The organism is Sphaerisporangium sp. NPDC051017 (genome assembly GCF_040683095.1).
Lineage (GTDB): Bacteria > Actinomycetota > Actinomycetes > Streptosporangiales > Streptosporangiaceae > Sphaerisporangium.
Window position 1 is genome coordinate 24,237 of the sequence record NZ_JBFBCI010000032.1, and the last position, 25,477, is coordinate 49,713.

Here is a 25,477-nt window from a genome sequence, read left to right on the forward strand (position 1 = left end):
CGGCCGTCACCCCGTGGGCGTTGATCGGCCCCGGTGCGCGGCGTCCTTCTCGACACGCACCGGGGCCGGGTCCGCGGGGGCCAGGCGGAGGTCAGGCCGAGAAGAGCTCCGCGGCGGCCTGGGCGTTGGCGCGGGCGGCCCCGTAGGTCGCGATGTAGGTCGCCGCCGGCGGGCGCCAGATCGGCAGGCCCATCTCCACGACGGTCGCGTCCGGCCGTCCGGCCAGCAGCGCCGAGACGATGTCCTGGCTCGCCCGGTGCCGGTGCGCGTCCTTCACCACGATGACCAGCGAGCGCCCGATGGCCTGTTCCAGCAGGCTCGTCGCGTCGGCGTCGTCCGGCTTGACCCGGGCGATCTCGGCGTCCGGCAGCCACGGGGCGAAGCCCCACGGCACGTCGCCGACCGCGATCGTGGGCGGGGTCTCGACCTCGACCACGAACGGGTTGACCAGAGGGGCGGCCGTGCCGGACACGCTCACCGCGCGGCGGGCAGCGGTGAGGCCGATCACGTTGCCGTCCCGAGGGACCTCGCGCGGCAGCGAGAACCAGCCGCGCAGCCGGGCGACGCGCTCGGCGGACTCCTCCAGGCGGGCCAGCGGCAGCCGCCCGTCGCGCACGGCCGCCACGATCTCGGCCTTGACCTCCTGGATCTGCTCGCGCGTCGGCAGCGGGCCGAGGCACAGCAGGTCCGACCCCGCGGCCAGCGAGAGCACCGCGCCCCCGCCGAGCCCCACGCTCTTGGTGATCGCGTGCATGTCCAGGGCGTCGGAGATCACCACGCCGTCGAATCCGAGCTCACCCCTGAGGAGCTCGGTCAACGCGGGGGCCGAGAGCGTGGCGGGGTCCGTACCGGTCAGGTAGGGCACGCGCACGTGAGCGGTCATGACGGACTTCGTGCCCGCCTCGATCGCGGCCCTGAACGGCACCAGCTCGCGCTCCCACAGGACCTCGCGGGAGACGTCGACCATGGGGATCTCCAGGTGGGAGTCCTGGCGGGTCGCGCCGTGCCCCGGGAAGTGCTTGACGCAGGCCGCCACGCCCGCGTCCTGGAGCCCCGCCACGGCGGCCACGGTGTGCCGCGACACCAGGCCGGGGTCGGATCCGAACGAACGGGTGCCGATGACGGGGTTGTCGTCCGCAGTGTTGACGTCCGCGTCCGGAGCCATGTCCAGATTGATACCGCACCGGGCGAGGTCGTCGCCGATCGCGCGGTACACCCGGCGGGTCAGCTCGACGTCGTCCACGGCCCCGAGCGCTGCGTTGCCCGGGTACGGGCTGCCGACGTGGTAGGCGAGCCGGGTGACGTCGCCTCCTTCCTCGTCAAGGGAGATGACCGGGTCGCCCGCGCCGCGGAGCCGGCTGGTCAGGGCGAGAAGCTGTTCGGGCCCCTCGACGTTGAACCCGAAGAGCGTGACGCCGCCGAGACCGCCGGCGAGCTCATCAAGTATCCAGTCGGGAGCGGTGGTGCCGGGGAAGGCCGCGAGCAGCGTTCCGGCCGCGAGGCGGTGCAGACCCCGATCGCCGTCCACAGAGAACTCGCCCTGGGAGGACGCGCCCGCGGAGAACTCAGACATGGCGATATTCGACTCCTTAGCTCAAAGGTGGGAAGGCGGGGAACGTCAGCCCTTCACGGCGCCGGCGACCAGACCGGAGACCATGCGCCGCTGCACCAGCAGGAAGAAGACGATGACCGGGATGGTCATCAGCGTCGAGGCGGCCATGATGCCGCCCCAGTCCGTCGAGCGCTGGCTGGTGAAGAACTGCAACGCGACGGGCATCGTGTAGTTGCCCTGGTCGTTGATCAGCGTCAGCGCGAAGACGAGCTCGTTCCACGCGGTGATGAACGAGAAGATGCTCGTCGCCACCAGGCCGGGGGCGACCAGCGGGAAGAGCACCCTCCAGAAGGTGACGAAGCGGCCGGCGCCGTCGATGGCCGCCGCCTCCTCCAGCTCCTTGGGCACCGCGGCGACGAACGTCCGCAGCATCCAGATCGCGAATGGGAGCGTGAAGCCCACGTTCACGATGATCAGCCCGACGAGCTGGTCGTACAGTCCGAGCCGCTTGACCATGAGGAACAGCGGGATCAGCAGCGCCTCGGCCGGCACCATCTGCACGATCAGCAGGAGGATCAGGAAGCTCGTGCGGAACCGGAAGCGGAAGCGCGACACGGCGGTGGCGGCGAGCAGCGCGAAGACCGCGCCGATCAGCACCGTGCCGAGCGCGACGATGGCGCTGTTGGACAGGTAGCGCCAGATGGAGTGGCCCGCCACACCCTGGGTGAGCACCCGCGACACGTGGTCCATGGTCGGCGCGAGCGGAAACGGGATGAACCGGGTGGTGAAGATCTCGTCGTTGGGCTTGAACGCGGTCGCGACCATCCAGTAGACAGGGAACACCGCGAACAGGAAGATCACGATGGCGGCGGTGTTCAGCCCGGACGCCTTGACCCGCTTGACGGTTTGCGGCTTCATCGCACGTCCGCCTCCGTTCGCACGATCTGCCGGACGTACACGGCCGTGATGACGAGCATGATTACGGTCAGGATGACCGCGATGGCGGCGCCGAAGCCCATCTTCGGAGGCGCGCTGAACGCCTCGGTGTAGGCCCACAGCGACAGGTTGAACGCCTCCCGGTTGGTGGTGCCGCCGGCCAGCACGTATAGCTGGGTGAACACCTTGAAGTCCCAGATGATCGAGAGCACCAGCAGGACGGAGAACACCGGCTTCAGCAGCGGGAAGGTGATCCTCCTGAAGGTGACTGCCGCCGACGACCCGTCCACCCGCGCGGCCTCGTACAGCTCCGACGGGATGCTCTTGAGACCCGCCAGCACCGACACCGCGATGAACGGGAACGACGCCCAGACGACCGCGATGACCAGCACGACGTAGATCGTCGAGGGGGCGTTCAGCCAGGGCTGGCCCGACCAGTCCGACCGTCCGAAGATCAGGTTGGACAGGCCGTCGGGCAGGAGGTTGAGCGACCAGTTCACCACGCCCGCGTCGGAGTCGAACAGCCACTTCCAGATGATCGCCGTGGCGGTGGGCGGGGTGGCCCAGGCGGCCATGATGCCGACCACGAGGAACGTCGACATCTTGCGCCCGAGCTTGTTCAGCAGCAGGCCGACCAGCGTGCCGAGGATCAGCGTCAGCGCGACGGTGACCACGGCGAACACGACGGTGTTGCGCAGCGAGGTCCAGAACAGGTCCGAGGCGAGGACGTCGGAGTAGTTCTGCGCCCCGAGGAACTCGGCGGGCTGCGGGTTGGGCCGGATCTGGCGCAGTCCCACCTTGTGGAAGGACATGTCGACCATCTGGTACAGCGGGTAGAGCAGGAGGATCGCGATGACCAGGAGACCCGGGACGAGCAGCACGTAGGGGACGACCCAGGTGGGGAGCCCGCTACGGCGGGGCGGCGGCTGGTGGGAACGGCGCCGCGCCGGGGCGGAGGGGTTGCCTCCGTCCCGGGCGACCGTTGACGTCTGCGCCATCATTACTGCTGGTTCAGGATGGTCTCGAGCTCGGTGTTCGCGTCGGCGAGGGCCGTGTCGGCGTTCTTCTTGCCCTCGATGACGGCGCGGGCCGCGTTCTGGAGCACGGCCTTGGTGTCGTTGGCCTCGGCCCAGTTCGGGGAGGCCGGGAAGCCCTTGGCGACCTTGAAGGTCTCGGCGAACGGCGCCTGGACCGGGTCGCTGGCGTACTCGGCCAGGGCGTCCGGGTACAGCGGCAGCAGGCCGCCGTCCTTGGCGTACCGCGTGCCGAACTCCTTGCCGGCGGCGAGCTTCAGGTACTCGGCGGCGAGCTCGGGGTTCTTGGCGTCCTTCCAGATGGCGATGTCGTTGCCGCCCTGGAAGGCCGGGGCCGGGCCGCTGCCCTCCTTGTTGGGCAGGGAGAAGAAGGCCATCTTGTCCTCTCCCACCTTGCCCTTGCTCTGCTCCTTGATGGTGGCGATGTCCCACCCGCCGGTCACGTACATGCCGACCTTGCCGGCGGCGAAGCGCTGGGCGATGTCCACCGAGTTCTGGCTGAGGCGGCCCTTACCGGACACCCCGTCCTTGGCGACCAGGTCGGTGTAGAACTGGAAGCCCTCCTTGAAGCCGGGCTCGGTCAGCTTGCCGACCCACTTGCCGCCCTCGAAGGCCGCGAAGTCGCCGCCGGCCGACCAGACGAAGGGCGACAGCGACATGTTGGCGTCGGACCCGCCGTTGAAGGCGAAGCCGTCGACGTCCTTGCCCTTCTTCTCGACGATCTTCTTGCCTGCGGCCACCAGCTCGTCCCAGGTCTTGGGCGGCTGGATGCCGAGCTCGTCGAACCAGTCCTTGCGGTACAGAACGGCGCGGGTGCCGCCCCCCCACGGCGCGGCATAGATCTTGCCGTCGATGGTCTCGTAGCCCCACAGGTTCTGCGGGATCTGCTGGAAGTCCGGGGTGGACTTGGTGATCTCCGTGATGTCCGCCAGGGCGTCCTGGGCGACCCACGCGGCGACCTGGTCGTTGCCGAACTCGGTGACGTCCGGGCCCTCGCCGCCGGCCAGCGCGGCGGTCCACTTCTTCTGCGCGTCCGGCCACGGGATCCACTGGAGGTTGACCTCGGCGCCGGTCTGCTCCTTGAACTTGGCGTCCAGGTCGGTCATGTACTTGGTCTGGACGTCGTTGGGCGCGCCCAGCCGCCAGACGGTGAGGGTCTGGCCGGCGAACTTGGGACCGGAGGCGGCCGCCGACGCCTGGGGGGCTTCGGTCTTGGCGGGCTCACTGCCACCACCACACGCGGCGACACCAATGGCGAGAACGGCGGTCGTGGCCGTCGTGGCAGCGATCTTTCCGAATTTCACGTTTGGGTTCTCCCTTCTCGGCTTCGCGTCGGGCTCGCGCTCATCTAAAGGTGCACGTCAGGTGCCGTGTACCTGGCGAAGGGCGCCATCCTCGTGCTCTGCGCTCGACATCCCGAGGCCTGATCGCTTGCCTGCGGGGTGACTGCGGCTAAACTAACAAGAAACTTTCTTAAAAGAAACGCCCGTTAGCGGATCGTGACGAGAGGGGCCCGACCCCATGCCCAGACGACACCCCGGGACACCCCGGCTACTGCGTCAGCTCAACGACCGCGCCGCGCTGGAACTATTGCTCTCCAAAGGCCCGCTGACCCGGGCCGAACTGGGGGAGTACACAGGACTTTCCAAGGTCACCTCCGGTCAGCTCCTCGCGCGGCTGGAGGACCGGGGACTTGTGGCCGTCTCGGGAGAACGCCCCGGCGGCCGCGGGCCCAACGCCGCGCTCTACGCGGTGGTCCCCTCCAGTGCGTACGTCGTGGGGCTCGAAGTGTTACCGGAAAGTGTCACCGCGGGCGTCGCGGACATCACCGGCGAGATCATCGCCGAGGTGACCGTCGACCCCGAAGAGAGCGGCGAGCCCGTCAAGACCGTGCACAACGCGGTGCGCCGTGTGTGCGACTCGGCCAACGTCAGCCTGTCCCGGCTGCGCGCGCTGGTCATCGGCACGCGCGGCGTCGTCGACCCGCGCACGGGCGACGTGCGCTTCTCCTTCGACCTGCCCTCCTGGCACGCCGGAGTGCTCGACGACCTGCGGGCCACGTTCGGGTCGTCGGTCATGATCGAGAACGATGTGAACCTCGCCGCGCTGGCCGAGCACGCGTACGGCGTGGCGCGCGGGGTCGACGACTTCGTCCTCGTCTGGGCCGGGATCGGGCAGGGGCTCGGCGTCATGCTCGGGTCCCGCCTGCACCGCGGGTTCACCGGAGGCGCGGGCGAGATCGGCTGGCTCCCGGTGCCCGGGGAGCCGCTGCCCATCGACGTCAACGAGCCGCAGTCCGGCTCCTTCCAACGCCTGGTGGGCACCGCCGCCGTAACCGAACTCGCCACCACCCACGGCCTCCCCACCATCCAGGACGTGCCGGCCACCCAGGACGGCTCGGCTACCCAGGACATGTCGGCTGCGCAGGACATGTCGGCTGCGCAGGGCGTGTCCGATTCCCAGGGCGTGTCCGCCGCCCACGGTCTCGCCGCCTCTCACGACGTCCCGGGTGCCCCCGCCCTCTCCGGCTCGCACGACGTCCCCGAGGTTCCCGGCCTCCCCGCCGTCCCGCCTCTTGCCGTTTCCCACGAGGTCCCCGACGAGGTCCCCGACCTTCCCGGTACCCACCCGCCGCGCCGCGCCGCGCAGTCCTCCGCCGAACTCGTGTCCGCGGCCGTCGCGGCCGGTCAGGAGGACTTCCTGGACGAGCTGGCGCGGCGGCTGGCGATCGGCGTCGCGGCCGTCACCGTCGTGCTCGACCCCGGGCTGGTCGTCCTCAGCGGCGACGTCGGCCGCGCGGGCGGGCGCGCCCTCGCTGGCAGGATCGAAAAGGCGGTAGCCGAAATCTGCCCCAGCCGCCCCCGAGTGACGGTCACCGAAGTCAAAGGCAACCCCGTCCTGAGGGGCGCCGTAACCGCAGCCCTGGAACAAGCCCGAGAAGAAGTCTTCAGCAGCACCGTGGACACCTGATCCCCGCGTCCGCGCCTTCCTTCGCGGCGAATTCTCCACGTTGGGGGACGGGAAGTACGGGCGGCGGCGGGGGCGCCGGTCGACCTACACTTCCCAGGGCTTTCACAGTCGGGGTGCGCGTTTTGCCGAGTCCTGACCGATGCGTGGATGTCGCCTTGTGCGAGACTTGCTCGTCGTGCATGACATCGTGCTGATTTCTGACCCTCGCGTGACCTCGATCGCCGTGGAGGAGAACGGGGAGGCTCTGGTCGACGTCCGGGGCGTCCTGGCGGTCGACGGCATGCTGGCCGACCCGCAGGGCGCCTTCGCGCACCTGCGGGAGGGCGTGCTGGCCCGGCTCGTGGACGCCCAGCGGGCGCTCCCGTTCGGGTACCGGCTGCTCGTGGTCGAGGGCTACCGTCCCGTGGTGCTCCAGAAGCGGATTTTCGAGGAGTACAAGGACGAGCTCCGGGTGGCATATCCAGAAATGTCGCCTGCGGAGTTGCATGTGGCCGCCAGCCGGTACGTGTCCCCGGTCGAGGTCGCGCCGCACACCGCGGGTGCCGCGGTGGACCTGACGCTGGCCACCGACGACGGGACCGCGCTCGACATGGGCACCGCGGTGAACGCCACCCCCGAGCAGAGTGACGGCGCCTGCTACACGGCCGCGCCCAACATCTCGGCCGAGGCCCGCGACCACCGGAAGATCCTCGGCAGCGCCCTCGAAAGCGCCGGCCTGGTGAACTACCCCACCGAGTGGTGGCACTGGTCCTACGGCGACCGCTACTGGGCCCTGACCACCAACACCCCCACCGCCCTCTACGGCCCTCGCCCCTACCCCTTCTGACCACCCCTCCGCCCTTACCAGGCCGGACTCACGCCTTTCGGTCAGGCGCGGAGGCGGAGGCCGCGGGGGGTGGGGTGGAAGCCGGCGGCCTCCAGGGCGGCGGCGAGGGGGGAGTCGACGATCGCCCTGCCGTCGGCCTTCTCGACGGTCAGCTTGCCCAGGGCGCCGTCGCGTACGGCCAGGGCCAGCGCGTCGACCGCCGGGCTCAGCCGGTCGTCGTCGGCGAAGGACAGCAGGGTCTTGCCGCCGCGCTCGACGTACAGCACCAGCCGGCCGTCCACGAGCACAACCAGCGCGCCTGCCTTGCGCCCGGGCTTGTGCGTGACCTCTCCCGGGCGGGCCGGCCACTGCAGGGCCGCGCCGTACGGGTTGGCCGGGTCGGTCGCCGCGAGCACCACCGCCCGCTGCTCCGAGGCGCGCGTGCGCGATCCTTCGTGATTGGGGGCTTCCGCGGATGTTCTCTCCCACGGCTCCGAGGCCGCCCGGGGCCTCGAAGGCGGCGCGGCGGCAGAGGAGAGCGTGGCGGCGAGGGCGCGCATGCGGTCGACGGCGCCAGGCAGGGCGAACTGGGCGCCCCCGAGGCCCTCGACGAAGTAGCCGCGACGGCACCGCCCGGTCTCCTCGAACGCCCGCAGGACCGGATACACCGTGGCGAACCCCTCGGTCAGCCGCTCGGCCGCGACGGCGCCCTTGGTGATCACCCCGTGTCGTTCGAGCAGGACCTCGGCCTGCGCGTGGGCGCGCTGGGTGGCGTCGGACGAGGGTTCGGGCAGCAGCCACCACCGCCCGCTGACCGTGGGTGGCCCCGACCGCGTCGGCAGCACGGCCCGCCGCCTGCGGGTGGACGTCGGACGATGGGCGGGTCGCCCGGAGCCGAGCGCCGCCCGCAGCGGCGCCAGCGTGTCCCCGGAGACGCGGCCCGCCCAGACCAGGTCCCACAGCGCGCCCGCGAGCGCCGTGTCGTCCAGAGAACCCACCCGCCCGGAAAGATCACGGAAGAAAAGCGCGCCCCCACCGCCCAGGACCTCCAGCACCTTCTCGTGCAACGGCGTCATGGTGATCTCGGCGGGCGGCGGCAGCAGCAACGGCGCGGTGTCGGCGAAGAACAGGGACACCCAGCCGTCCCCGCCCGGCAGCGACCCCTGCCCTGACCAGATCACCTCGCCCGAGGCGGTCAGCTCGTCCAGCATGGCGGGCTCGTAGCCCGGCACCCGGGTCGGGAGGATCAGCGTCTCGAGCGCGGACGCCGGCACGGCCGCGCCCTGCAACTGCTCGATGGCATGGACGAGCGCGTCCATGCCGCGCGCGGTGCGCCCGCCGGTGATGCCGTGCCAGGCCGGGGAGAACGCGCCGAGCGCCTCGGGCGGGACCGGCTCGACCTCCTTGCGAAGCCGGGCCAGCGACCTGCGCCGCAGCAGCCGGAGCACGCCCGCGTCACACCACTCTTCCCCCCAGCCGCCCGGCCGGAACTCGCCCGCCACCACCCTGCCCGGCGACGCCAGCCGCCGCAGCCCGTCCACCACGACCGCGACGCCGAGGCCGAACCGCGCCGCGGCGGTGGCCGCCGGGAACGGCCCACGCGTGCGGGCATGCCGGGCCAGCAGGTCGGCCAGCGGGTCCGGCACGGGTTCCAGGAAGGCATGCGGCACACCCACCGGCAACGGCACGCCGAGCGCGTCGCGCAGCCGGGCGGCGTCCTCGATGGCGGCCCACTGCTCGACGCCGGTGATCCGGACGCGGATCGCGCGTCGCGCGGCCTCCAGATCGGCCAGCCAGGCGGGATCGCCCTCGCGGACCGTGACGTCCTCGGCCTGGAGAGGCCCGTGCGTTCTCAGCAGGTCGGCGAGGTCTTCGGCGTCGCGCAGCGGCCGGTCGAGCCGCGCGAGCTCGCGTTCGGTGTCGGCCACGACGTCGGGATCGAGCAGCTCGCGCAGGTCGGCCTCGCCCAGCAACTCGGCGAGCAGCCGCGTGTCGAGGGCCAGGGCCTGGGCCCGCCGCTCGGCCAGCGGCGCGTCCCCTTCGTACATGAAGGCGCCGATGTAGGTGAAGAGCAGCGACGCCGCGAACGGGGACGCCTGCTCGGTCTCGACCTCGACCACGCGCACCCGCCGCGCGGCGATGTCACGCATGATCTGCACCAGCCCCGGCACATCGAAGACGTCCTGCAGGCACTCGCGCATCGTCTCCAGGACGATCGGGAATGAGCCGTACTTGCTCGCGACTGCCAGCAGACTGGCCGCCCGCTGGCGCTGCTGCCACAGCGGCGACCGCCTGGCCGGGTTACGGCGGGGCAGCAGCAAAGCGCGGCCCGCGCACTCGCGGAACCGCGACGCGAACAGCGCCGATCCGCCGAGCTCCTCGACGACGATCTGCTCGAGCTCGTCGGGGTCGAAGACGGCGACGTCAGCCGGAGCCCCCTCCAGCGTGTCCGGAATGCGCAGGACGATGCCGTCGTCGGAGTGCATGGCCTGGATCTCCATGCCGTAGCGCTCGCGCAGGCGCCGCCCGATCGCGAGCGCCCACGGAGCGTGGACGCGGGCGCCGTACGGGGTGTGGATGACGACCCGCCAGTCGCCGAGCTCATCGTGGAAGCGCTCGACCACCAGCGTGCGGTCGTCGGGGACGTAGCCGGTGGCCTCGCGCTGCTCGGCGAGGTAGGCGAGGAGGTTGCCGGCCGCGAAGGCGTCCAGCCCGGCCTCGGCGAGGCGGCTCGTCTCGCCCCGCGAGAGCGCGCGCAGGAACGCGCCGAGCGCCCGGCCGAGCTCGGCGGGCCTGCCGGGCGTGTCGCCATGCCAGAAGGGCAGCTTGCCCGGCTGCCCGGGGGCGGGGGAGACCAGCACGCGATCGGCGGTGATGTCCTCGATGCGCCAGGAGGTCGCGCCGAGCAGGAAGACGTCGCCCACCCGGGACTCGTACACCATCTCTTCGTCCAACTCGCCGACCCGGCGCCCACCTCGCCCGGTGTCGCCGCCGGCCAGGAAGACGCCGAACATGCCGCGGTCGGGAATCGTGCCGGCGTTGGTCACCGCCAGGCGCTGGGCGCCGGGACGGCCGGTGACGCGGCCGGTCACGCGATCCCACACGATGCGCGGGCGCAGCTCGGCGAACTCCTCGCTCGGATAACGGCCCGCCAGCATGTCGAGCGTGGCCTCCAGGGCGCTTCTGGGCAGGGTGGCGTAGGGAGCGGCCCGCCTGATCACGGTCTCGAGCTCGTCGACCGTCCACTCGTCGAGCGCGCACATCGCCACGATCTGCTGGGCCAGCACGTCCAGAGGGTTGCGCGGGTAGCGCATCTCTTCGATCTGGCCGGCCTTCATGCGCTCGGACACCACCGCCGTCTGGACAAGATCGCCGCGGTACTTGGGAAAGATCACGCCCTTGGACACCGCGCCGACCTGGTGGCCCGCCCGGCCGATGCGCTGGAGCCCGCTGGCCACGCTGGGCGGCGCCTCGACGCAGGCCACCAGATCGACCGAGCCCATGTCGATGCCGAGCTCCAGGCTGGAGGTCGCGACCACGGCGGGCAGGCGCCCGGACTTCAGGGCCTCCTCGATCTGCGACCGTTCCTCCTTGGACACCGAGCCGTGATGGGCGCGGACGATCTCGGGGATCGCACCCTTGGCGGACCCGGCCTGCGCCATGACCTGCGCGGGCGCGGAGGAGGCAGGCGGGCCGCTCTGGCCGTTCCCCTCACCCATGGCGCGTTCCAGCGCCAGCTCGTTGAGCCGCGCGCACAGCCGCTCGGCCAGGCGGCGCGAGTTGGCGAACACGATCGTCGAGCGATGGGAGCCGATCAGGCCGAGCAGGTGGTCTTCAACGTGAGGCCAGATCGACCGCCGGGGCGCGGGCTCCGGCTGCCAGGGGGCCTCCTCGCCGTCGAGCCCGGGAGACCGGCGCGGGGCCGGGTCGAGCTCGGTCATGTCCTCGACGGGGACGACGACGTCGACCTCGATGACCTTCTCCGACGGCGGCTGCACGACCGTCGTCGGCCGGGGGCCGCCGAGGAACGCCGCCACCTCGCTCACGGGACGCACGGTGGCCGACAGGCCGACCCGCTGCGCGGGGGAGGGCAGCAGCGCGTCGAGCCGTTCGAGGGTGAGCGCGAGGTGGGCGCCGCGCTTGGAGGCGGCCACCGCGTGCACCTCGTCGACGATGACGGTCTCGACCCCGCGCAACGCCTCGCGGGCCTGGCTGGTGACCATTAGATAGAGCGACTCGGGCGTGGTGATCAGGATGTCGGCCGGGTGCGCGGCGAAGCGGCGCCGGTCTTCGGCCGAGGTGTCGCCCGAACGCACGGCGACCGAGATCTCGGGCACGGGCAGGCCCATGCGGCGGGCGGTCTGCTTGAGGCCGGCCAGCGGGGCGCGCAGGTTGCGCTCGATGTCGACGGCCAGCGCCTTGAGAGGGGAGACGTAGACGACCCGGCAGCGGCGCGGGGGCCGGGGCCTTCCCTTCCCGCGGCCCTTGGGCTCGGCGGCCGGCTCGGCCTCGCCTTCCGCGGGCGCCTCCGCGGCCCGCTCGGCGGCCAGGCGGTCGAGGGACCACAGGAAGGCGGCGAGTGTCTTGCCAGAGCCGGTCGGGGCGACCACCAGAGTGTTCTCTCCGCGCGCGATCGACCGCCACGCCCCGTCCTGCGCGGCCGTGGGCGCGGCGAAGGCACCGGTGAACCATTGCCTGGTCACAGGGCTGAAGTGGTCGAGCGCGGATCCGGTCATGCCCTCATCATGCAACCCGCCACCGACAAAAATCGCCGCCGCCCGTCCCCGGCGGATCGGGCGGCGCATGGTGTTCGAGCCGTCAACCGGCGAGCCGCCGCGCTGGAAGAGCGGGATGGTCGTCCGGGGGCCGGTGCCCCTGCCGGTTACCTGGTGACCCGTTTCTCCTGATAGCGCGGCGGTGGTCCGATCGCCCCGGGTGGGGACCATACTGGGGAGCATGCGCTTGACGGACTTCTGGAACCGGATGAACCGCCACTTCGGTGAGAAGTACGCCGAGTCCTGGGCGCGTGACTATGTGATCGCCGAGTTGGGCGGCCGGACGGTGACCCAGGCGCTCGACGAAGGAGTGGCCGCCAAGGAGGTCTGGCACGCCGTGTGCGGCGTGACCGACGTGGACTCGCGCCTTCGCTGACCCGGCCCGCTCATCCGGCGCATCCGGCCCGCGGCCTGGCACGAGGTGTTCGCCGCGTCAAGCAGAGATCGAACAATCGTTCGGCTATATTGAACTTGCCGACGCCCGTGGGCCCGCTCCGCGAAAATGTCGGTGGCACCCCGTAGCTTGCCAGCGACGGAAAAAGACCTTCGACACACCCTCCAGGGGGCACTCCATGGCAGCCAACGACCGCGAGAAGGCCCTTGAGACTGCTCTCGCTCAAATCGAGCGGCAGTTCGGCAAGGGTTCTGTCATGCGCCTCGGCGATGACGCACGAGCCCCCATCGAGGTGATCCCCACGGGGGCCATCGCACTCGACGTCGCGCTCGGCATCGGCGGCTATCCCCGCGGCCGCATCGTCGAGATCTACGGCCCCGAGTCCAGCGGTAAGACCACCGTCTCGCTCCACGCCGTCGCCAACGCGCAGCGCGCGGGCGGCATCGCCGCCTTCATCGACGCCGAGCACGCCCTCGACCCCGAGTACGCGAGAAAGCTCGGCGTCGACACCGACGCGCTGCTGGTCTCCCAGCCGGACACCGGTGAGCAGGCGCTGGAGATCGCCGACATGCTGATCCGCTCCGGTGCCATCGACCTGTTGGTCATCGACTCGGTCGCGGCCCTCGTGCCCAAGGCCGAGATCGAGGGCGAGATGGGCGACAGCCACGTCGGCCTCCAGGCCCGCCTCATGTCCCAGGCCCTGCGCAAGGTGGCCGGCGCGCTCAACAACACCGGCACCACCGCCATCTTCATCAACCAGCTCCGCGAGAAGATCGGCGTGATGTTCGGCTCGCCCGAGACCACGACGGGTGGCAAGGCGCTCAAGTTCTACGCGTCCGTGCGTCTGGACGTCCGCCGCATCGAGACCTTGAAGGACGGCACCGAGCCGGTCGGCAACCGCACCCGGGTCAAGGTCGTGAAGAACAAGATGGCCCCGCCCTTCCGCCAGGCCGACTTCGACATCCTTTACGGCATCGGCATCTCCCGCGAGGGCGGCCTGATCGACATGGGCGTCGAGCAGGGCTTCGTCCGCAAGGCCGGCGCCTGGTACACCTACGAGGGCGACCAGCTCGGGCAGGGCAAGGAGAACGCCCGCAACTTCCTGAAGAACAACCCCGACATCGCCAACGAGATCGAGAAGAAGATCAAGGAAAAGCTCGGCGTCGGGCCCCGCCTCGACACTCCCGCCGAGGCTCCCGCGGCTCCGTCGGCGGCCGGGCCCGCCCCGGTGGCCGCTGGGCGCGGTGCGGCGGCGGCTCCGGCGGCCGCAGGCCGTGGCGCCAAGGCTCCCAAGCCGGGTGACGTCTGATCGAGCTGATCTCGCATGCCTGCCAGCGATGAGTCCCCTGGCCGCGTGAGGCCGGGGGACTGGGGAGCCTGGATCGAAGAGGACTCCCCGGACCCGGCCTCACGCACCGGCTCCCGCCCACGCCGCGCCCAGAACCGAAACCGTCGCTCCCGCTCGTCCGAGGAAGACCCTCAGCTCCAAGATCCCCGAGACCGATCCCCGGGCGCCCAGGGGGCCGGATCCCCGGGAACCCAGGCCAGGCCGCAGGGAAATCAGGCCCGGTCCCGGGGAACCTGGGCCCGGCCGCAGGACGCCCAAGGCTCGCCGCACGGATCCCAAGGCAGGCCGAGTCCCGATTTTCTGACCCCGGCTCCCTGGGACGAGTCGAAGACCCACGAGTTCTTCCGCCGCAAGCCGGACGACCCTGGGCGAGAGCAGGCGAAGTTCCCCTGGGACCCAGGTGCGACACGCTGGCAACCAAGAAGCCTCCGTCAAACCCCGACAGAACCTCCCCACCAGCCCGAAGGACTCCAACCCAAAGATTCCCAACCTGACCAATCCCCACCCGAACCTCTGCAAGACCGGCACCCCGAGGTAGCGCAACAAGAGGGAGCGCAACCCGAGGACTGGCGGAACAACCACGCCGATTCCTCTTTTGGCCGGCAAGAGTCCGGTTCTGACTGGGGGGAATCTGGCGGCTCTCATCATGGGCCGGAGGGTTTGTACGACGAGGCGGAGGTGGCTTGGCCGCAGCCAGGGGAGTCCTCACCCGAGTTCGGGGATTTTCGGCGTGAGAGCGGTGACCCCTCCGGCGAGCAAGTACGGCTTCGCCCGGAGGCGAAGGGCCGCTTCCAGGATTCGGCCGACTCTCGTGACGACTCGGCAGAACCCCGGACACAGCCCGACGAGCCTTGGACACCACCAGACGAGCCACCGGCGAAGTCGGAGGATTCTCCGACGGTGCCCGGGGTTGCTTCGGGCGGGGGCGGTGAGTTTTGGGCGGTGCCTGGAGTTTCTCCGCTTGAGTCGGGTGAGCCTCGTATGGCGGCGGGGGAGTCTCGGGGGGAGGCCGCGGGGCCGGTTTTCGAAGGGGCGTCAGGGCACAAGGGCAGGGGGCAGCGGCGGGGGCGTCGTGAGGCGCGGGGGCGGGGGTTCGACGGGCCTGTCGAGGGGTCTCTGGCGGCTCAGGGGCCTCCGGGTGATCCTGAGGCGGTGGCGCGGGCCGTCTGCCTGCGGTTGCTGACGTTGGCGCCGCGGACGCGGGCGCAACTCGCCGAAGCCCTGCGCCGGAGGGACATCCCGGACGGAGCAGCCGAGTCCGTGCTCTCCAGATTCTCGGACGTCGGTCTCATCGACGACGAGGCGTTCGCCGAGGCTTGGGTCACCTCGCGTCATGCCGGGCGTGGCCTCGCGGGACGTGCCCTGGCCGCCGAACTGCGCAAACGCGGCGTCGAAGAGGACACCGTGCGGGAGGCGATCGACCGCCTCGACCCCGACCAGGAGCTGGAGACCGCCCGCAGGCTGGTAGACCGCAAGCTCCCCGGCACACGTGGCCTGGAACCCCCCGCCCGCATCCGCCGCCTGGCAGGCATGCTCGCCCGCAAGGGATACTCCGGCAGCGTGGCCTACCGAGTGGTCCGCGAGGCCCTCGAAGCCGAGGGCCGGCCCACCGACGACTTCCCGGACACGTTCGAGGAGTGAGCCCCGCTGCCCTGCGGGCGGGTGCCTCACCCCGAACCGGGCAAGCGGTCCCGCTCGCGGCCAGAGCAACGCCCGCGACCACATAACGAGGTCATTGACGCGCTCTCCGGCATGAATGCTGGAGATTCAGCCTGTGCCGCGCGTGCGGCACTTCTGCGGCTTCCTGCTTCACCGACCTGCGCCACCGAAGCGGTCTTACCGGGTCTCCACAGGCTTTCGAACCCAAAGGCTCCGTTTCCGCCCGTCCGGCGGTACCTGACGCGAGCAGGCTAACAGACGCCGATCCGCCTTGGCGGCGGATCGGCTTTCCCTGCCCCGCTACGCGGGAGAGTCCGCTTCACCCACGGCCTGAAGACCGGAGCACTACGGACGAATCCGGTAGCGGTGAGTGGATGAAGCACGTTCGCCCCTCGTGGCGATCATCGCGCTCGGTCAGCGGTTGGCTGGCGGCCGGTGACTGGGCGCGCAGGAAGATGTCGGACACGGCCCGCCGCGCGGTCAGCAGGTCGTAGCGGCGGCTCGCCAGGGCGGCTGGACGGAAATCAGGAACCGCACACACTTGCCGGAAGGTGGTGAGGCTGTGGCAATATCTGTAGTCAATGTCATAGACTACAAGTGTTACAGAGGAGGCCGCATGCGCGGCTACCAGATCGCGGCCATTCCCGGCGACGGCATCGGCCAGGAGACCCTCCCCGCGGCGAAACGCGTGCTAGACGTCCTCGGCGGGCTGCACGGCTTCGAGCTGTCCTGGACCGACTATCCCTGGGGTTGTGCGTACTACGCCGAGACCGGGGCGATGATGCCGGAGGACGGACTGGAGCGGCTCGCCGAGTCCGACGCCATCCTGCTGGGCGCGGTCGGCATGCCCGGTGTGCCCGACCACGTGTCGCTGTGGGGGCTGCTCGTCCCCATCCGGCGTCAATTCGACCAGTACGTGTCACTGCGGCCGGTGCGGCCTCTGGAGGGCACGCGTCGGCCACTGCGCGACGACAGCCCGTTCGACCTCGTGGTGGTGCGCGAGAACACCGAGGGCGAGTACAGCCAGATCGGCGGCCGGATGTTCCACGGCACGCCGAACGAGATGGCCGTGCAGGAGGCCGTCTTCACCAGGCGCGGCGTGGAGCGCATCGCCAGGTACGCCTTCCAGCTCGCCACCGAGCGCTCAGGCAGGGTGGCCTCGGCCACGAAGTCGAACGGCATCTTCCACACCATGCCGTTCTGGGACGAGGTCGTGGAGCAGGTCGCCGCCGAGTACCCCGGCGTCGAGCTCACCCGCTACCACGCCGACGCGCTGGCGGCGCACCTCGTCCTCGACCCCGGCCGGTTCGACGTGATCGTCGCCTCCAACCTGTTCGGCGACGTCCTCAGCGATCTCACCGCCGCGCTCGCGGGCGGCATCGGTATCGCGCCGTGCGGCAACATCGACCCGACGCGGCGGCACCCGTCCATGTTCGAGCCGATCCACGGCTCGGCCCCGGACATCGCGGGCACCGGCGCGGCCAACCCGATCGGGCAGGTCTGGTCCGCCGCGATGATGCTCGACCACCTGGGCGAGGCCGAGGCCGGCGCCCACCTGGTCGCGGCGATCGAGCGGACCGTGCGCGACGGCCTGGTGACCGCCGACCTGGGCGGCCGCCTCTCCACCGCCGAGGCGTGCGACGCGCTCGTCGAGCGGTTGGAGTCCGGCGCATGACGCCGCTGCTGCCCGGGTTCGATGAGGTGTCGAGCGTGCGCGAGGGCGTGCGCGTCCGGGCTCTGGTCGGCGGGGACGGCCCGCCTGTCCTGCTACTGCACGGCTACCCGCAGACCCGGGCGATGTGGCACCGGGTGGCTCCCGAGCTCGCGCGCGAGCACACTCTGGTCCTGGCCGACCTGCGCGGTTACGGTGACAGCGACAGGCCCGCCGACACGCCGGCCCACGAGCCGTACAGCAAGCGGGCCATGGCCGCCGATCAGGTCGCCTTGATGGAATCGCTCGGTTTCGCGAGCTTCGCGGTCGCCGGGCACGACAGGGGCGGGCGCGTGGCACACCGGATGGCGCTCGATTTCCCCGAGCGGGTGCGTTCGCTCGCCGTGCTCGACATCGTGCCGACGCTGCACATGTTCGAGAACGTGGACCGGGCGATGGCGTCCAGCTACTTCCACTGGTTCTTCCTCTCCCTCGGCTCCGGCCTGCCGGAGGCCATGATCCAGGCCGACCCGGCGACGTGGCTGCGCAGCCGGTTCGAGGGGCGGCACGCGGGCCCGTGGCCGTTCGACGAGCGCGCCATGGCCGAGTACGAGCGCTGTTTCTCGGTCCACGCGACCTGCGCCGACTACCGGGCCGCCGCGGGCATCGACCTGGAGCGCGACGCGGCGGACCGCGACCAGGGGCACCTGGTGCGTGCGCCGCTGCTCGCCCTCTGGGGCGAGCTGGGCTATGTCGGCAGGAACTTCGACGTGCCCGCCGTCTGGGGGCGCTACGCGGAACGGGTCACGGGCGTGCCTGTGCGATCCGACCACTACGTCTGCGAGGAGGCGCCGCGGGACGTGGCCCACGCGCTCTCCGTGTTCTGGGAAGGGGCGCTGTGACCGCCGCTCTGGCGCGACTGCGTGAACTGGTCGAGATCGAGTCTCCGTCGGGCGACACGGCCGGGCTGGACGGGTGTTATGAGCTGCTGGGCGACTGGTCGCCGCTCGGGAGTCCGCTGCGCCTCGTCAGGGACGGCGTGCCGCACCTGTACTGGGAGGGAGGCGGCGGCGACGGGTCCGTGCTGCTCCTCGGCCATGCCGACACCGTGTGGCCACGCGGCACGCTTTCCGGCTGGCCGTGCCGGGTCGAGGACGGCCGGATGACCGGGCCCGGCGCGTTCGACATGAAGGCCGGGCTGGTCATGGCCATGGAGGCGCTGGAGCTGGCAGGGGACGTCGGCCACGTGCGGATGCTGGTGACCGGCGACGAGGAGGTCGGCTCCCTCACCTCACGGCCCCTGCTGGAGGAGGTCGCGCGGGACTGCGCGGCCGTGCTGGTTCTCGAACCGAGCGCGGACGGCGGCGCGGTCAAGACGGCCCGCAAGGGCTGCGCGATGTACCGCCTGGCCGTCGCGGGACGGGCCGCACACGCCGGACTGGAGCCCGAGTCCGGCGTGAACGCGCTGGTCGAGCTGGCCCATGTGGTGCTGGCCGTTGCCGCGCTCGGCGACCAGGAGGCCGGGACGACGGTTACCCCGACGGTCGCCAGGGCCGGGACCACGACGAACAGCGTCCCCGATGTGGCGCACGTCGACGTGGACGTGCGAGCCTGGCGCCTTGAGGAGCTGCACCGTGTGGAGAGTGGGCTGTCGCGGATCCGCGCGAGCCTGCCCGGGGCCTCGGTGGAGCTGTCGGGCGGCGTCAATCGGGCGCCGCTGGAACGCGCCCGGTCCGCCGGCCTGCTGGAGACGGCCAGGGGTGTCGCGCGGGCGGCGGGCCTGCCCTTGCTCGGCGAGGCCGCCGTGGGCGGCGGCTCCGACGGGAACTTCACCGCCGCGCTGGGCGTCCCGACGCTGGACGGCCTCGGCCCGGCCGGAGGCGGCGCGCACGCCCGCCACGAGTGGGTGGACACGCGCGCCCTCGGCGAGCGGGCCGCACTCGTGGCGGGGCTGATCAGGGCTCTGGCTCCGCGGGGGTGACGCGTGTGCGGGACGCGCGCAGCTCGATGGCGTCGAGGTAGAGCTCGATCGCCAGGTCGAAGATGCGCGGGTCGCCGATGTGGGCGAGCTGGCCGGCCATGGACGAGATGTGCGGGTACTCCTCCTGGGAGAGCTGGCGGTACTCCACCTCCCAGGCCAGTTCGTCGCGCGCCCTGATCTCCGGGTCCAGCGCCAGCAGACTGGCCTCCATGCTCGACAGGCCGCGCACAATGTTGCCGAACACCCGCAGTTGGAGCGCCGCGTCCTCGGGTGAAAGCCCCGCGCGCAGCAGCGCGTCCAGGGCGAACTCCACGTTGGAGAACTCCATCGGCCTGCGGGTGGTGCGCGCGGCCATCTGGAAGGCGAACTGCGGGTAGCGCAGGTAGTGCTCGTGGATGTGGCGGGCGCTGGAGCGGAGATCGTCGCGCCAGGAGTCGCTCTTCTTCAGGGTGCCGCCGTAGGAGCGGGACCGCAGGCTGTCGATGAGTTCGAGGACGAGCTCGTCCTTGTCCCGGAAGTGCCGGTAGATCGAGGTCGGGTGGGCCTCCAGCTCCTTGCCGAGCGCCTGGAAGGTGAGGCTTTCCAGCCCTTCGCTGGTGGCGATCTTCTCGGCGGCCTCCAGGATGATCGCCCTGCTCAGACTGTCGCGCGCCCGGCGGCCGCGCCCTCGCGCGGCGGACTTGGCACTTCGATCCGAGCTGGTGCCCATCTGGTTCCTTCCTCGTGCCCTAGCAGTGCCTAATCGACCATGCCCAAACATTGGCCTCAGCACAAGTCATCGCCGTTGACTATGACTTTGCCTAGACGCCTTGCTATGCATGACCAGCGTACCTACGATGTGGGACACATTCCGCCGATTCGGCGGTTTGTCAAGGAAGGCGCGGCGTATGAACCACCATCACAGATACCCCCCGTCAGCGCTGGCCGGTCTGGCCGCCCTCACCCTCGTGTCGGCCGGTTGCTCGACCGCCGCCGACACCTCCCCCGCCCCGCAACCGTCCGCGTCCGCGGCCGTTCCCGTACGGACAGGCGGCGCCATCGTCATCGGCGCCGAGCAGGAACCGGACTGCGCCGACTGGATCGCGACCTGTGCAGGATCCATCTGGGGCACCTACATCATGCAGACCCCGACGATCCCCAAAGTGTTCGACGTGCGCCGCCAGGGCGACAACTGGGTTCCCGTCGCCTCCGAACTGATGGCCTCAGAGCCGGCGATCAAGGACCAGGACCGCCCCGAGATCACGTACAAGCTGCGCCCCGAGGCCGTCTGGTCCGACGGCGAGCCCATCACCTCCCACGACCTCAAGTACACCGCGTTGCAGGTGCGGGACGGCAAGGACATCTTCGACAAGACCGGCTATGACCGGATCGCCTCGGTGGAGACGCCCGACGACAAGACCGCGGTCGTCACCCTCAAGTCCCGCTACGGGGGCTGGCGCACCTTGTTCAGCTCCGGGTACGGCGTGCTGCCCTCGCATCTCCTGCAGGGTAAGGACCGGCAGGCCATCATGAAGGACGGCTACGACTTCAGCGGCGGCCCCTGGAAGATCAAGCAATGGATCAGGGGCACCTCCGTGACGCTGGTCCCCAACGACCGCTATTGGGGCGAGCGCCCCAAACTCGGCCAGGTCACCTTCCAGTTCACCCCCGACACCGCGGCCGCCTTCCAGGCGTTCAAGAGCGGCCAGCTCGACGCGATCTACCCGACGCCGCAGCTCGACGCGGTCGAGCAGATCAAGTCCGGGCTGCCGGGCGCCAACACGCAGGTGGACGCGCAGACGGGCAACCTGGAAGCGATCTGGATGAACAACGGAACGTTCCCGTTCGACTCCCAGCCGGTCCGCGAGGCCATCGCCTACTCCGTCGACCGCAAAGCGATCATCGAACGGCTGTACGGCTCGCTCGGGGTCAAGCAGCCGGCGCAGAGCTTCCTGTCACCGCTCCTCTCGAGGTACGCGGCCTCCGCCTTCTCCAAGTACACCCGCGACCTGGCCAAGGTCCAGCAGATCATGAGCGGCGCCGGGTGGGCGAAGGACACGGACGGAGTCTGGTCCAAGGACGGCCGCCCCGCCCGGTTCACGATCGTCTCGCTGGCGGGCAACAAGCGCCGCGAGCTGACCGAGCAGGTGCTCCAGGCGCAGCTCAAGGAGGCCGGCTTCCAGATGGACATCAAGAACACCACACCGGCCAACATCTTCGGGAAGCTGGCCCCGGGGGGCGACTTCCAGATGGGCCTGTGGACCCTCGTGGACACCTTCCCCGACCCCTCGCTCAGCAACTCCTTCAGCTCCACCTCGATCCCGACCGAGGCCAACGGCCGCTCCGGCATCAACTTCATGAGGGCCAAGGTGGACGGGCTGGACAAGCTGCTCGAACAGGTTGACACCCAGCTGGACGAGACCGCCCGCAAGGAGGCGTCCGCCAAGGCCGACGAGCTGATCGCCGCCGCCGTGCCGTCCATCCCGCTCGGCGCCGTCCCCAACGTGCTGCTGTGGAACCAGCGGGTCGGCGGCCCGATCGGCATCAACCCGGTCGAGGGGCCTTGGTGGAACCTTGCGGAATGGGGCCTGACCCAGTGAGGTGGCACCTTTGCTGACCTTCGTCACGCGCAGGCTTCTCTACTCGGTCCCCGTGGTGGTCGTCGCGTCGTTCATCCTGTTCGTCGCGGTGCGCGCCACCTTCGACCCCCTTGCCAAGCTGCGACAGGGGCACGACCCGAGCGCTCTGCAGTACCAGATCACCCGGCTCGGGCTCGACCGCTCGGTGTTCGAGCAGTACGTGCGGTGGCTGAAGGAGTTCGCCGGGGGCGACTGGGGCGTCAGCACCAGGACCGGCGGCGCCGTCCTGCCGATGATCGGATCCGCGCTGGGCACCACGCTCCAGCTCATCCTGTGGGGCGTGCTGTTCGCCGCCCTGCTGGCTCTCGGCATCGGCGTCTACTCCGCCGCCCGGCAGTACTCGGCCGGAGACCACCTCTTCACCGGTCTGTCATACCTCGGGATCGCTCTGCCGCCGTTCTGGTGCGGCCTGATCCTGATCCAGGCTCTCGCGGTCTGGCCCAAGCAGCAGTTCGGGCTGGCCGAGCCGCCCCTCTACTTCGTCGGGCTGCACTCGCCGGGGCTGAGCGGGATCAACGCCGACTACTTCCGCCACCTGGCCCTGCCGGTCCTCACGCTCACCGTGGGACTCGTGGCGAGCTGGTCGCGGTTCAGCCGGGCGTCGCTGCTCGAAACGCTCTCCAGCGACTACGTGCGCACCGCTCGCGCCAAGGGCGTGCCCGGCAGGCGGGTGCTCCTCCGGCACGCGCTGCGCAACTCGCTCGCGCCGTTCGTCACCGTCGTCGCGCTCGACTCGGCGGTCCTGTTCGGAGGGCTGGTCGTCACCGAGCAGATCTACGCGATCCCCGGCATGGGGCGGCTGTTCCTCGACTCGATGCTGGCGGGCGACGTGTTCGTCCTGCTGCCGTGGATGGTGATCGTCGCGCTGGCAACGATCCTGCTCAACCTGCTGTCCGACGCCGGCTACGCCGCGCTCGACCCGAGGGTGGCCCTGCGATGAAGGACGTGAGCCAGGGCCGGATCGCCGTCAGGAGGTTCGTCCGGCACCGGATGGCCATGGCCGGGCTGCTCACGCTGGTCGCCCTCATGGTCTGCTGCTTCGGCGCGAACTGGATCGCCGCCTACCCGCGCAACGCCCAGGACCTGCTGCTCGGCCCCACCTCGCCGTCCGCGACGCACTGGCTCGGCACCGACGACCTCGGCCGGGACTACCTGAGCGAGATCCTCTACGCGGGGCGCCTGTCACTGGCGATCGGGCTGTGCGTCGCCGTGCTGTCCACGGCGATCGGCACGCTGCTCGGCGCGGTCGCCGGCTTCGCCCGCGGCTGGACCGACGAGGTGATCATGCGGCTGACCGACCTGCTCCTGATCGTGCCGGGCATCGCCGTGCTGGCGCTGGCGCTCCAGGGGCTCGGATCCTCACCGTTCACGATCATTCTGGTGCTGACCGGGCTGGGCTGGACGATGGTCGCCCGCGTGGTCCGCTCGCAGGTGCTCAGCCTGCGCGAGAAGGAGTTCGTGGACGCGGCACGCGTGCTGGGCGCGTCCAACCCGCGGATCATCGTCCGGCACCTGCTGCCCAACCTGGTCGGCGTGGTCGTCGTCAACATGTCGCTGACGGTCGCGGCGGCCGTCATCCTCGAATCGACGCTCAGCTTCCTCGGGTTCGGGATCCAGCCCCCGCAGTCGAGCTGGGGGAACATGCTCAGCCAGGCCGCCGGCCTCATCGGCACCTCGAAGGCGTACCTGCTGTACGCGCCGGGGGTGGCGATCCTGCTCACCGTGCTCGCGGTGAACTTCGTGGGCGACGGGCTGCGCGACGCCTTCGACGTTCAAGGGAGGCCGTGATGACCGATCTGCTCGCCGTCCGTGACCTGACCGTCCGCTACCGGACGGACTCCGGCTCTGTCACGGCCGTGGAGGGCCTGACCTTCGCGCTCGGCGAGGGGCAGACCCTCGGCATCGTCGGCGAGTCGGGCTCGGGCAAGAGCGCCGCCTCGCTGGCGGTCATGGGACTGCTGCCGAGGTCCGCCGAAGTGACCGGCTCGATCCGGTTCAAGGGCAGGGAACTGCTCGGCCTCCGTGAACGCGAGCTGCTGGCCGTGCGCGGCCGGCACATCTCGATCATCTTCCAGGACGCCCTCGCGGCGCTCAACCCGATGATGACGGTCGGCGCCCAGCTCGTGGAGGGCATGCGGGTCCACGACGGGTCCACGACGGGCAAGGCCCTGCATGAGCGCGCCGTCGAGCTGCTCGACCTGGTCGGCATCCCGTCCGCCGCCGAGCGGATGGGCCAGTACCCGCACGAGTTCTCCGGTGGGATGCGCCAGCGGGTGATGATCGCGATGGGCATCGCCAACGAGCCGGACGTGCTGATCGCCGACGAGCCCACCACCGCCCTGGACGTGACCGTGCAGGCCCAGGTCCTCGACACGATCGAACGGGTGCAGGCCCGCACGCGCACGTCGGTGCTGCTGATCACGCACGACCTCGGCGTGGTGGCAGGGCTGGCCGACCGCGTCATGGTCATGTACAGCGGGCGCAAGGTGGAGGAGGGACCGGTCGAGTCGATCTTCTACCGGCCCTCGCACCCCTACACCGGCGGCCTGCTCGCCTCGCTGCCACGGGTGGACCAACGGGTGCGCCGCCTGGCCCAGATTCCCGGCCAGCCGCCGCCACCGGACGGCCGCATGGCCGGGTGCGCCTTCCAGCCCCGCTGCCGGTACGCCGAACCGGCCGCCTGCGGCGCGGGGGGCCTTCCCATGCTGGAGGTCGGCGAGGAGCACACGACGGCCTGCGTGCGAGTACACGAGATCGAGAGCATGCGCGCATGAGCACCACAGCACTGGAAGTTACCGGCCTGGTGGCCGAGTACCGGCTGAAGTCGGGGCGTGGAGGGGCCACGGTCCAGGCCGTGTCCGGGGTCGGCTTCACCGTGCCGCGCGGCAGCACGCTCGGCCTGGTCGGGGAGACCGGCTGCGGCAAGAGCACGCTGGCGCGCTGCCTGGTCAAGCTTGTGGCGCCCGCCAAGGGCCGGGTGCTGGTCGGCGGCACGGACATCGCCACGGCGCGCGGCCGGGCCCTGGCCGAGATGCGGCGCCGCATCCAGCTCGTCTTCCAGGACCCGTACGCGTCGCTGAACCCGCGCCTCAGCGTGCGCGCCGCGCTGTCCGAGCCGCTGCGCATCCACGGGCTGCACGCCGGACGCCGGGAGGAGCGGGTGCGCGAGCTGCTCGACCTGGTCGGCCTGGACCCCGCGCACGCGGGACGCTTCCCCGGCCAGTTCTCGGGCGGGCAGCGGCAGCGGATCGGCATCGCCCGCGCCCTCGCCGTCGAACCGGAGATCCTGGTCCTGGACGAGCCGGTCAGCGCCCTCGATGTCAGCGTGCAGGCCGGCGTGCTCAACCTGCTGCAGGACCTGCAGGAGGAGTTCGGCCTGACGTACGTGTTCATCGCCCACGACCTGTCGGTGGTGCGCCACATCAGCGACGAGGTCGCCGTCATGTACCTGGGCCGGATCGTCGAGCAGGCGCCGGTGGACCAGCTGTACGACTCGCCCGCCCACCCCTACACGCACGCCCTGCTGTCGGCCATCCCGCTCCCCGACCCGAGGGCCGAGCGGGCGCGCACCCGGATCGTGCTGAACGGCGACGCGCCGAGCCCTATGTCACCGCCGTCGGGCTGCCGCTTCCGCACCCGCTGCTGGAAGGCGAAGGACGTGTGCGCCACCGACCTGCCCGTCTTGGCCGAGATCGGCGCGGGCCACCGGGTGGCCTGCCACTTCCCAACGGACATCTGAGAGGAACGATCGATC

19 protein-coding genes are annotated in these 25,477 nt (G+C 70.8%); 13 read left to right on the plus strand and 6 right to left on the minus strand.

Features of this window, described 5'->3' with window-relative positions:
* Positions 1-91: 91 nt before the first annotated feature.
* The 4 genes from AB0M95_RS24015 to AB0M95_RS24030 are packed head-to-tail and all read right to left on the minus strand — an operon-like array spanning position 92 to position 4,826.
* Positions 92-1,573 (minus strand): glycoside hydrolase family 3 protein, encoded by a 1,482-nt coding sequence (locus tag AB0M95_RS24015; RefSeq protein ID WP_363768524.1) that lies wholly within the window; start codon positions 1,571-1,573, stop codon positions 92-94.
* 45 nt (positions 1,574-1,618) lie between these two features.
* Complete coding sequence (locus tag AB0M95_RS24020) at positions 1,619-2,470, minus strand: carbohydrate ABC transporter permease (protein WP_358517494.1); 852 nt, start codon at positions 2,468-2,470, stop codon at positions 1,619-1,621.
* Positions 2,467-3,489: a sugar ABC transporter permease gene (locus tag AB0M95_RS24025; protein WP_363768527.1), complete on the minus strand. Its 1,023-nt coding sequence runs from the start codon at positions 3,487-3,489 to the stop codon at positions 2,467-2,469. Before AB0M95_RS24025 ends, AB0M95_RS24020 begins: the two co-directional genes overlap by 4 nt.
* Complete coding sequence (locus AB0M95_RS24030) at positions 3,489-4,826, minus strand: extracellular solute-binding protein (protein WP_363768530.1); 1,338 nt, start codon at positions 4,824-4,826, stop codon at positions 3,489-3,491. The genes AB0M95_RS24025 and AB0M95_RS24030 overlap by 1 nt, the downstream gene beginning before the upstream one ends.
* Positions 4,827-5,043: 217 nt before the next feature.
* Here AB0M95_RS24030 and AB0M95_RS24035 point away from each other — a divergent pair, with 217 nt between their 5' ends.
* Both AB0M95_RS24035 and AB0M95_RS24040 read left to right on the plus strand, forming a co-directional pair.
* Entirely contained in the window at positions 5,044-6,492 is a 1,449-nt protein-coding gene (locus AB0M95_RS24035) for an ROK family protein (RefSeq protein ID WP_363768533.1), read from the plus strand.
* A gap of 208 nt (positions 6,493-6,700) precedes the next feature.
* Positions 6,701-7,318: a M15 family metallopeptidase gene (locus tag AB0M95_RS24040; RefSeq protein ID WP_363768536.1), complete on the plus strand. Its 618-nt coding sequence runs from the start codon at positions 6,701-6,703 to the stop codon at positions 7,316-7,318.
* Positions 7,319-7,359: 41 nt separating this feature from the next.
* On the opposite strand, the gene AB0M95_RS24045 is transcribed toward AB0M95_RS24040, so the two are convergent.
* Positions 7,360-12,033, minus strand: coding sequence for an ATP-dependent helicase (locus tag AB0M95_RS24045; protein WP_363768539.1), 4,674 nt, complete (start codon positions 12,031-12,033; stop codon positions 7,360-7,362).
* A 220-nt stretch (positions 12,034-12,253) separates the two neighbouring features.
* Here AB0M95_RS24045 and AB0M95_RS24050 point away from each other — a divergent pair, with 220 nt between their 5' ends.
* The 6 genes from AB0M95_RS24050 (at position 12,254) to AB0M95_RS24075 (ending at position 19,105) form a co-directional block, all read left to right on the plus strand.
* Positions 12,254-12,448: a DUF3046 domain-containing protein gene (locus AB0M95_RS24050; RefSeq protein ID WP_358517505.1), complete on the plus strand. Its 195-nt coding sequence runs from the start codon at positions 12,254-12,256 to the stop codon at positions 12,446-12,448.
* A 196-nt stretch (positions 12,449-12,644) separates the two neighbouring features.
* Positions 12,645-13,775, plus strand: a complete 1,131-nt coding sequence (gene recA / locus AB0M95_RS24055; protein ID WP_363768543.1) for a recombinase RecA — start codon at positions 12,645-12,647, stop codon at positions 13,773-13,775.
* Between the two features lie 1,020 nt (positions 13,776-14,795).
* Entirely contained in the window at positions 14,796-15,455 is a 660-nt protein-coding gene (recX, locus tag AB0M95_RS24060) for a recombination regulator RecX (RefSeq protein WP_363768545.1), read from the plus strand.
* A gap of 634 nt (positions 15,456-16,089) precedes the next feature.
* Positions 16,090-17,148 carry a tartrate dehydrogenase gene (locus tag AB0M95_RS24065; protein ID WP_363768548.1) on the plus strand — a complete coding sequence of 353 codons (1,059 nt, stop codon included), beginning with the start codon at positions 16,090-16,092 and terminating at the stop codon, positions 17,146-17,148.
* Positions 17,145-18,026, plus strand: a complete 882-nt coding sequence (locus AB0M95_RS24070) for an alpha/beta hydrolase (protein WP_363768550.1) — start codon at positions 17,145-17,147, stop codon at positions 18,024-18,026. Before AB0M95_RS24065 ends, AB0M95_RS24070 begins: the two co-directional genes overlap by 4 nt.
* Positions 18,023-19,105: a M20 family metallopeptidase gene (locus AB0M95_RS24075; protein WP_363768553.1), complete on the plus strand. Its 1,083-nt coding sequence runs from the start codon at positions 18,023-18,025 to the stop codon at positions 19,103-19,105. Before AB0M95_RS24070 ends, AB0M95_RS24075 begins: the two co-directional genes overlap by 4 nt.
* On the opposite strand, the gene AB0M95_RS24080 is transcribed toward AB0M95_RS24075, so the two are convergent.
* Complete coding sequence (locus AB0M95_RS24080; RefSeq protein WP_363768556.1) at positions 19,080-19,814, minus strand: TetR/AcrR family transcriptional regulator; 735 nt, start codon at positions 19,812-19,814, stop codon at positions 19,080-19,082. The two genes, AB0M95_RS24075 and AB0M95_RS24080, sit on opposite strands and share 26 nt — an antisense overlap.
* Positions 19,815-19,992: 178 nt before the next feature.
* Here AB0M95_RS24080 and AB0M95_RS24085 point away from each other — a divergent pair, with 178 nt between their 5' ends.
* Genes AB0M95_RS24085 through AB0M95_RS24105 form a run of 5 tightly spaced genes read left to right on the plus strand, consistent with a single transcriptional unit; the run spans position 19,993 to position 25,462 of the window.
* Positions 19,993-21,684, plus strand: a complete 1,692-nt coding sequence (locus AB0M95_RS24085) for a peptide ABC transporter substrate-binding protein (RefSeq protein ID WP_363768559.1) — start codon at positions 19,993-19,995, stop codon at positions 21,682-21,684.
* A 10-nt stretch (positions 21,685-21,694) separates the two neighbouring features.
* Complete coding sequence (locus tag AB0M95_RS24090) at positions 21,695-22,663, plus strand: ABC transporter permease (protein ID WP_363768562.1); 969 nt, start codon at positions 21,695-21,697, stop codon at positions 22,661-22,663.
* Positions 22,660-23,511: an ABC transporter permease gene (locus tag AB0M95_RS24095; RefSeq protein ID WP_363768565.1), complete on the plus strand. Its 852-nt coding sequence runs from the start codon at positions 22,660-22,662 to the stop codon at positions 23,509-23,511. The genes AB0M95_RS24090 and AB0M95_RS24095 overlap by 4 nt, the downstream gene beginning before the upstream one ends.
* On the plus strand, positions 23,511-24,497 hold the full coding sequence (locus tag AB0M95_RS24100; RefSeq protein ID WP_363768568.1) for an ABC transporter ATP-binding protein: 987 nt from the start codon (positions 23,511-23,513) through the stop codon (positions 24,495-24,497). Before AB0M95_RS24095 ends, AB0M95_RS24100 begins: the two co-directional genes overlap by 1 nt.
* Positions 24,494-25,462: an oligopeptide/dipeptide ABC transporter ATP-binding protein gene (locus tag AB0M95_RS24105; RefSeq protein ID WP_363768571.1), complete on the plus strand. Its 969-nt coding sequence runs from the start codon at positions 24,494-24,496 to the stop codon at positions 25,460-25,462. The genes AB0M95_RS24100 and AB0M95_RS24105 overlap by 4 nt, the downstream gene beginning before the upstream one ends.
* Positions 25,463-25,477: the final 15 nt, after the last annotated feature.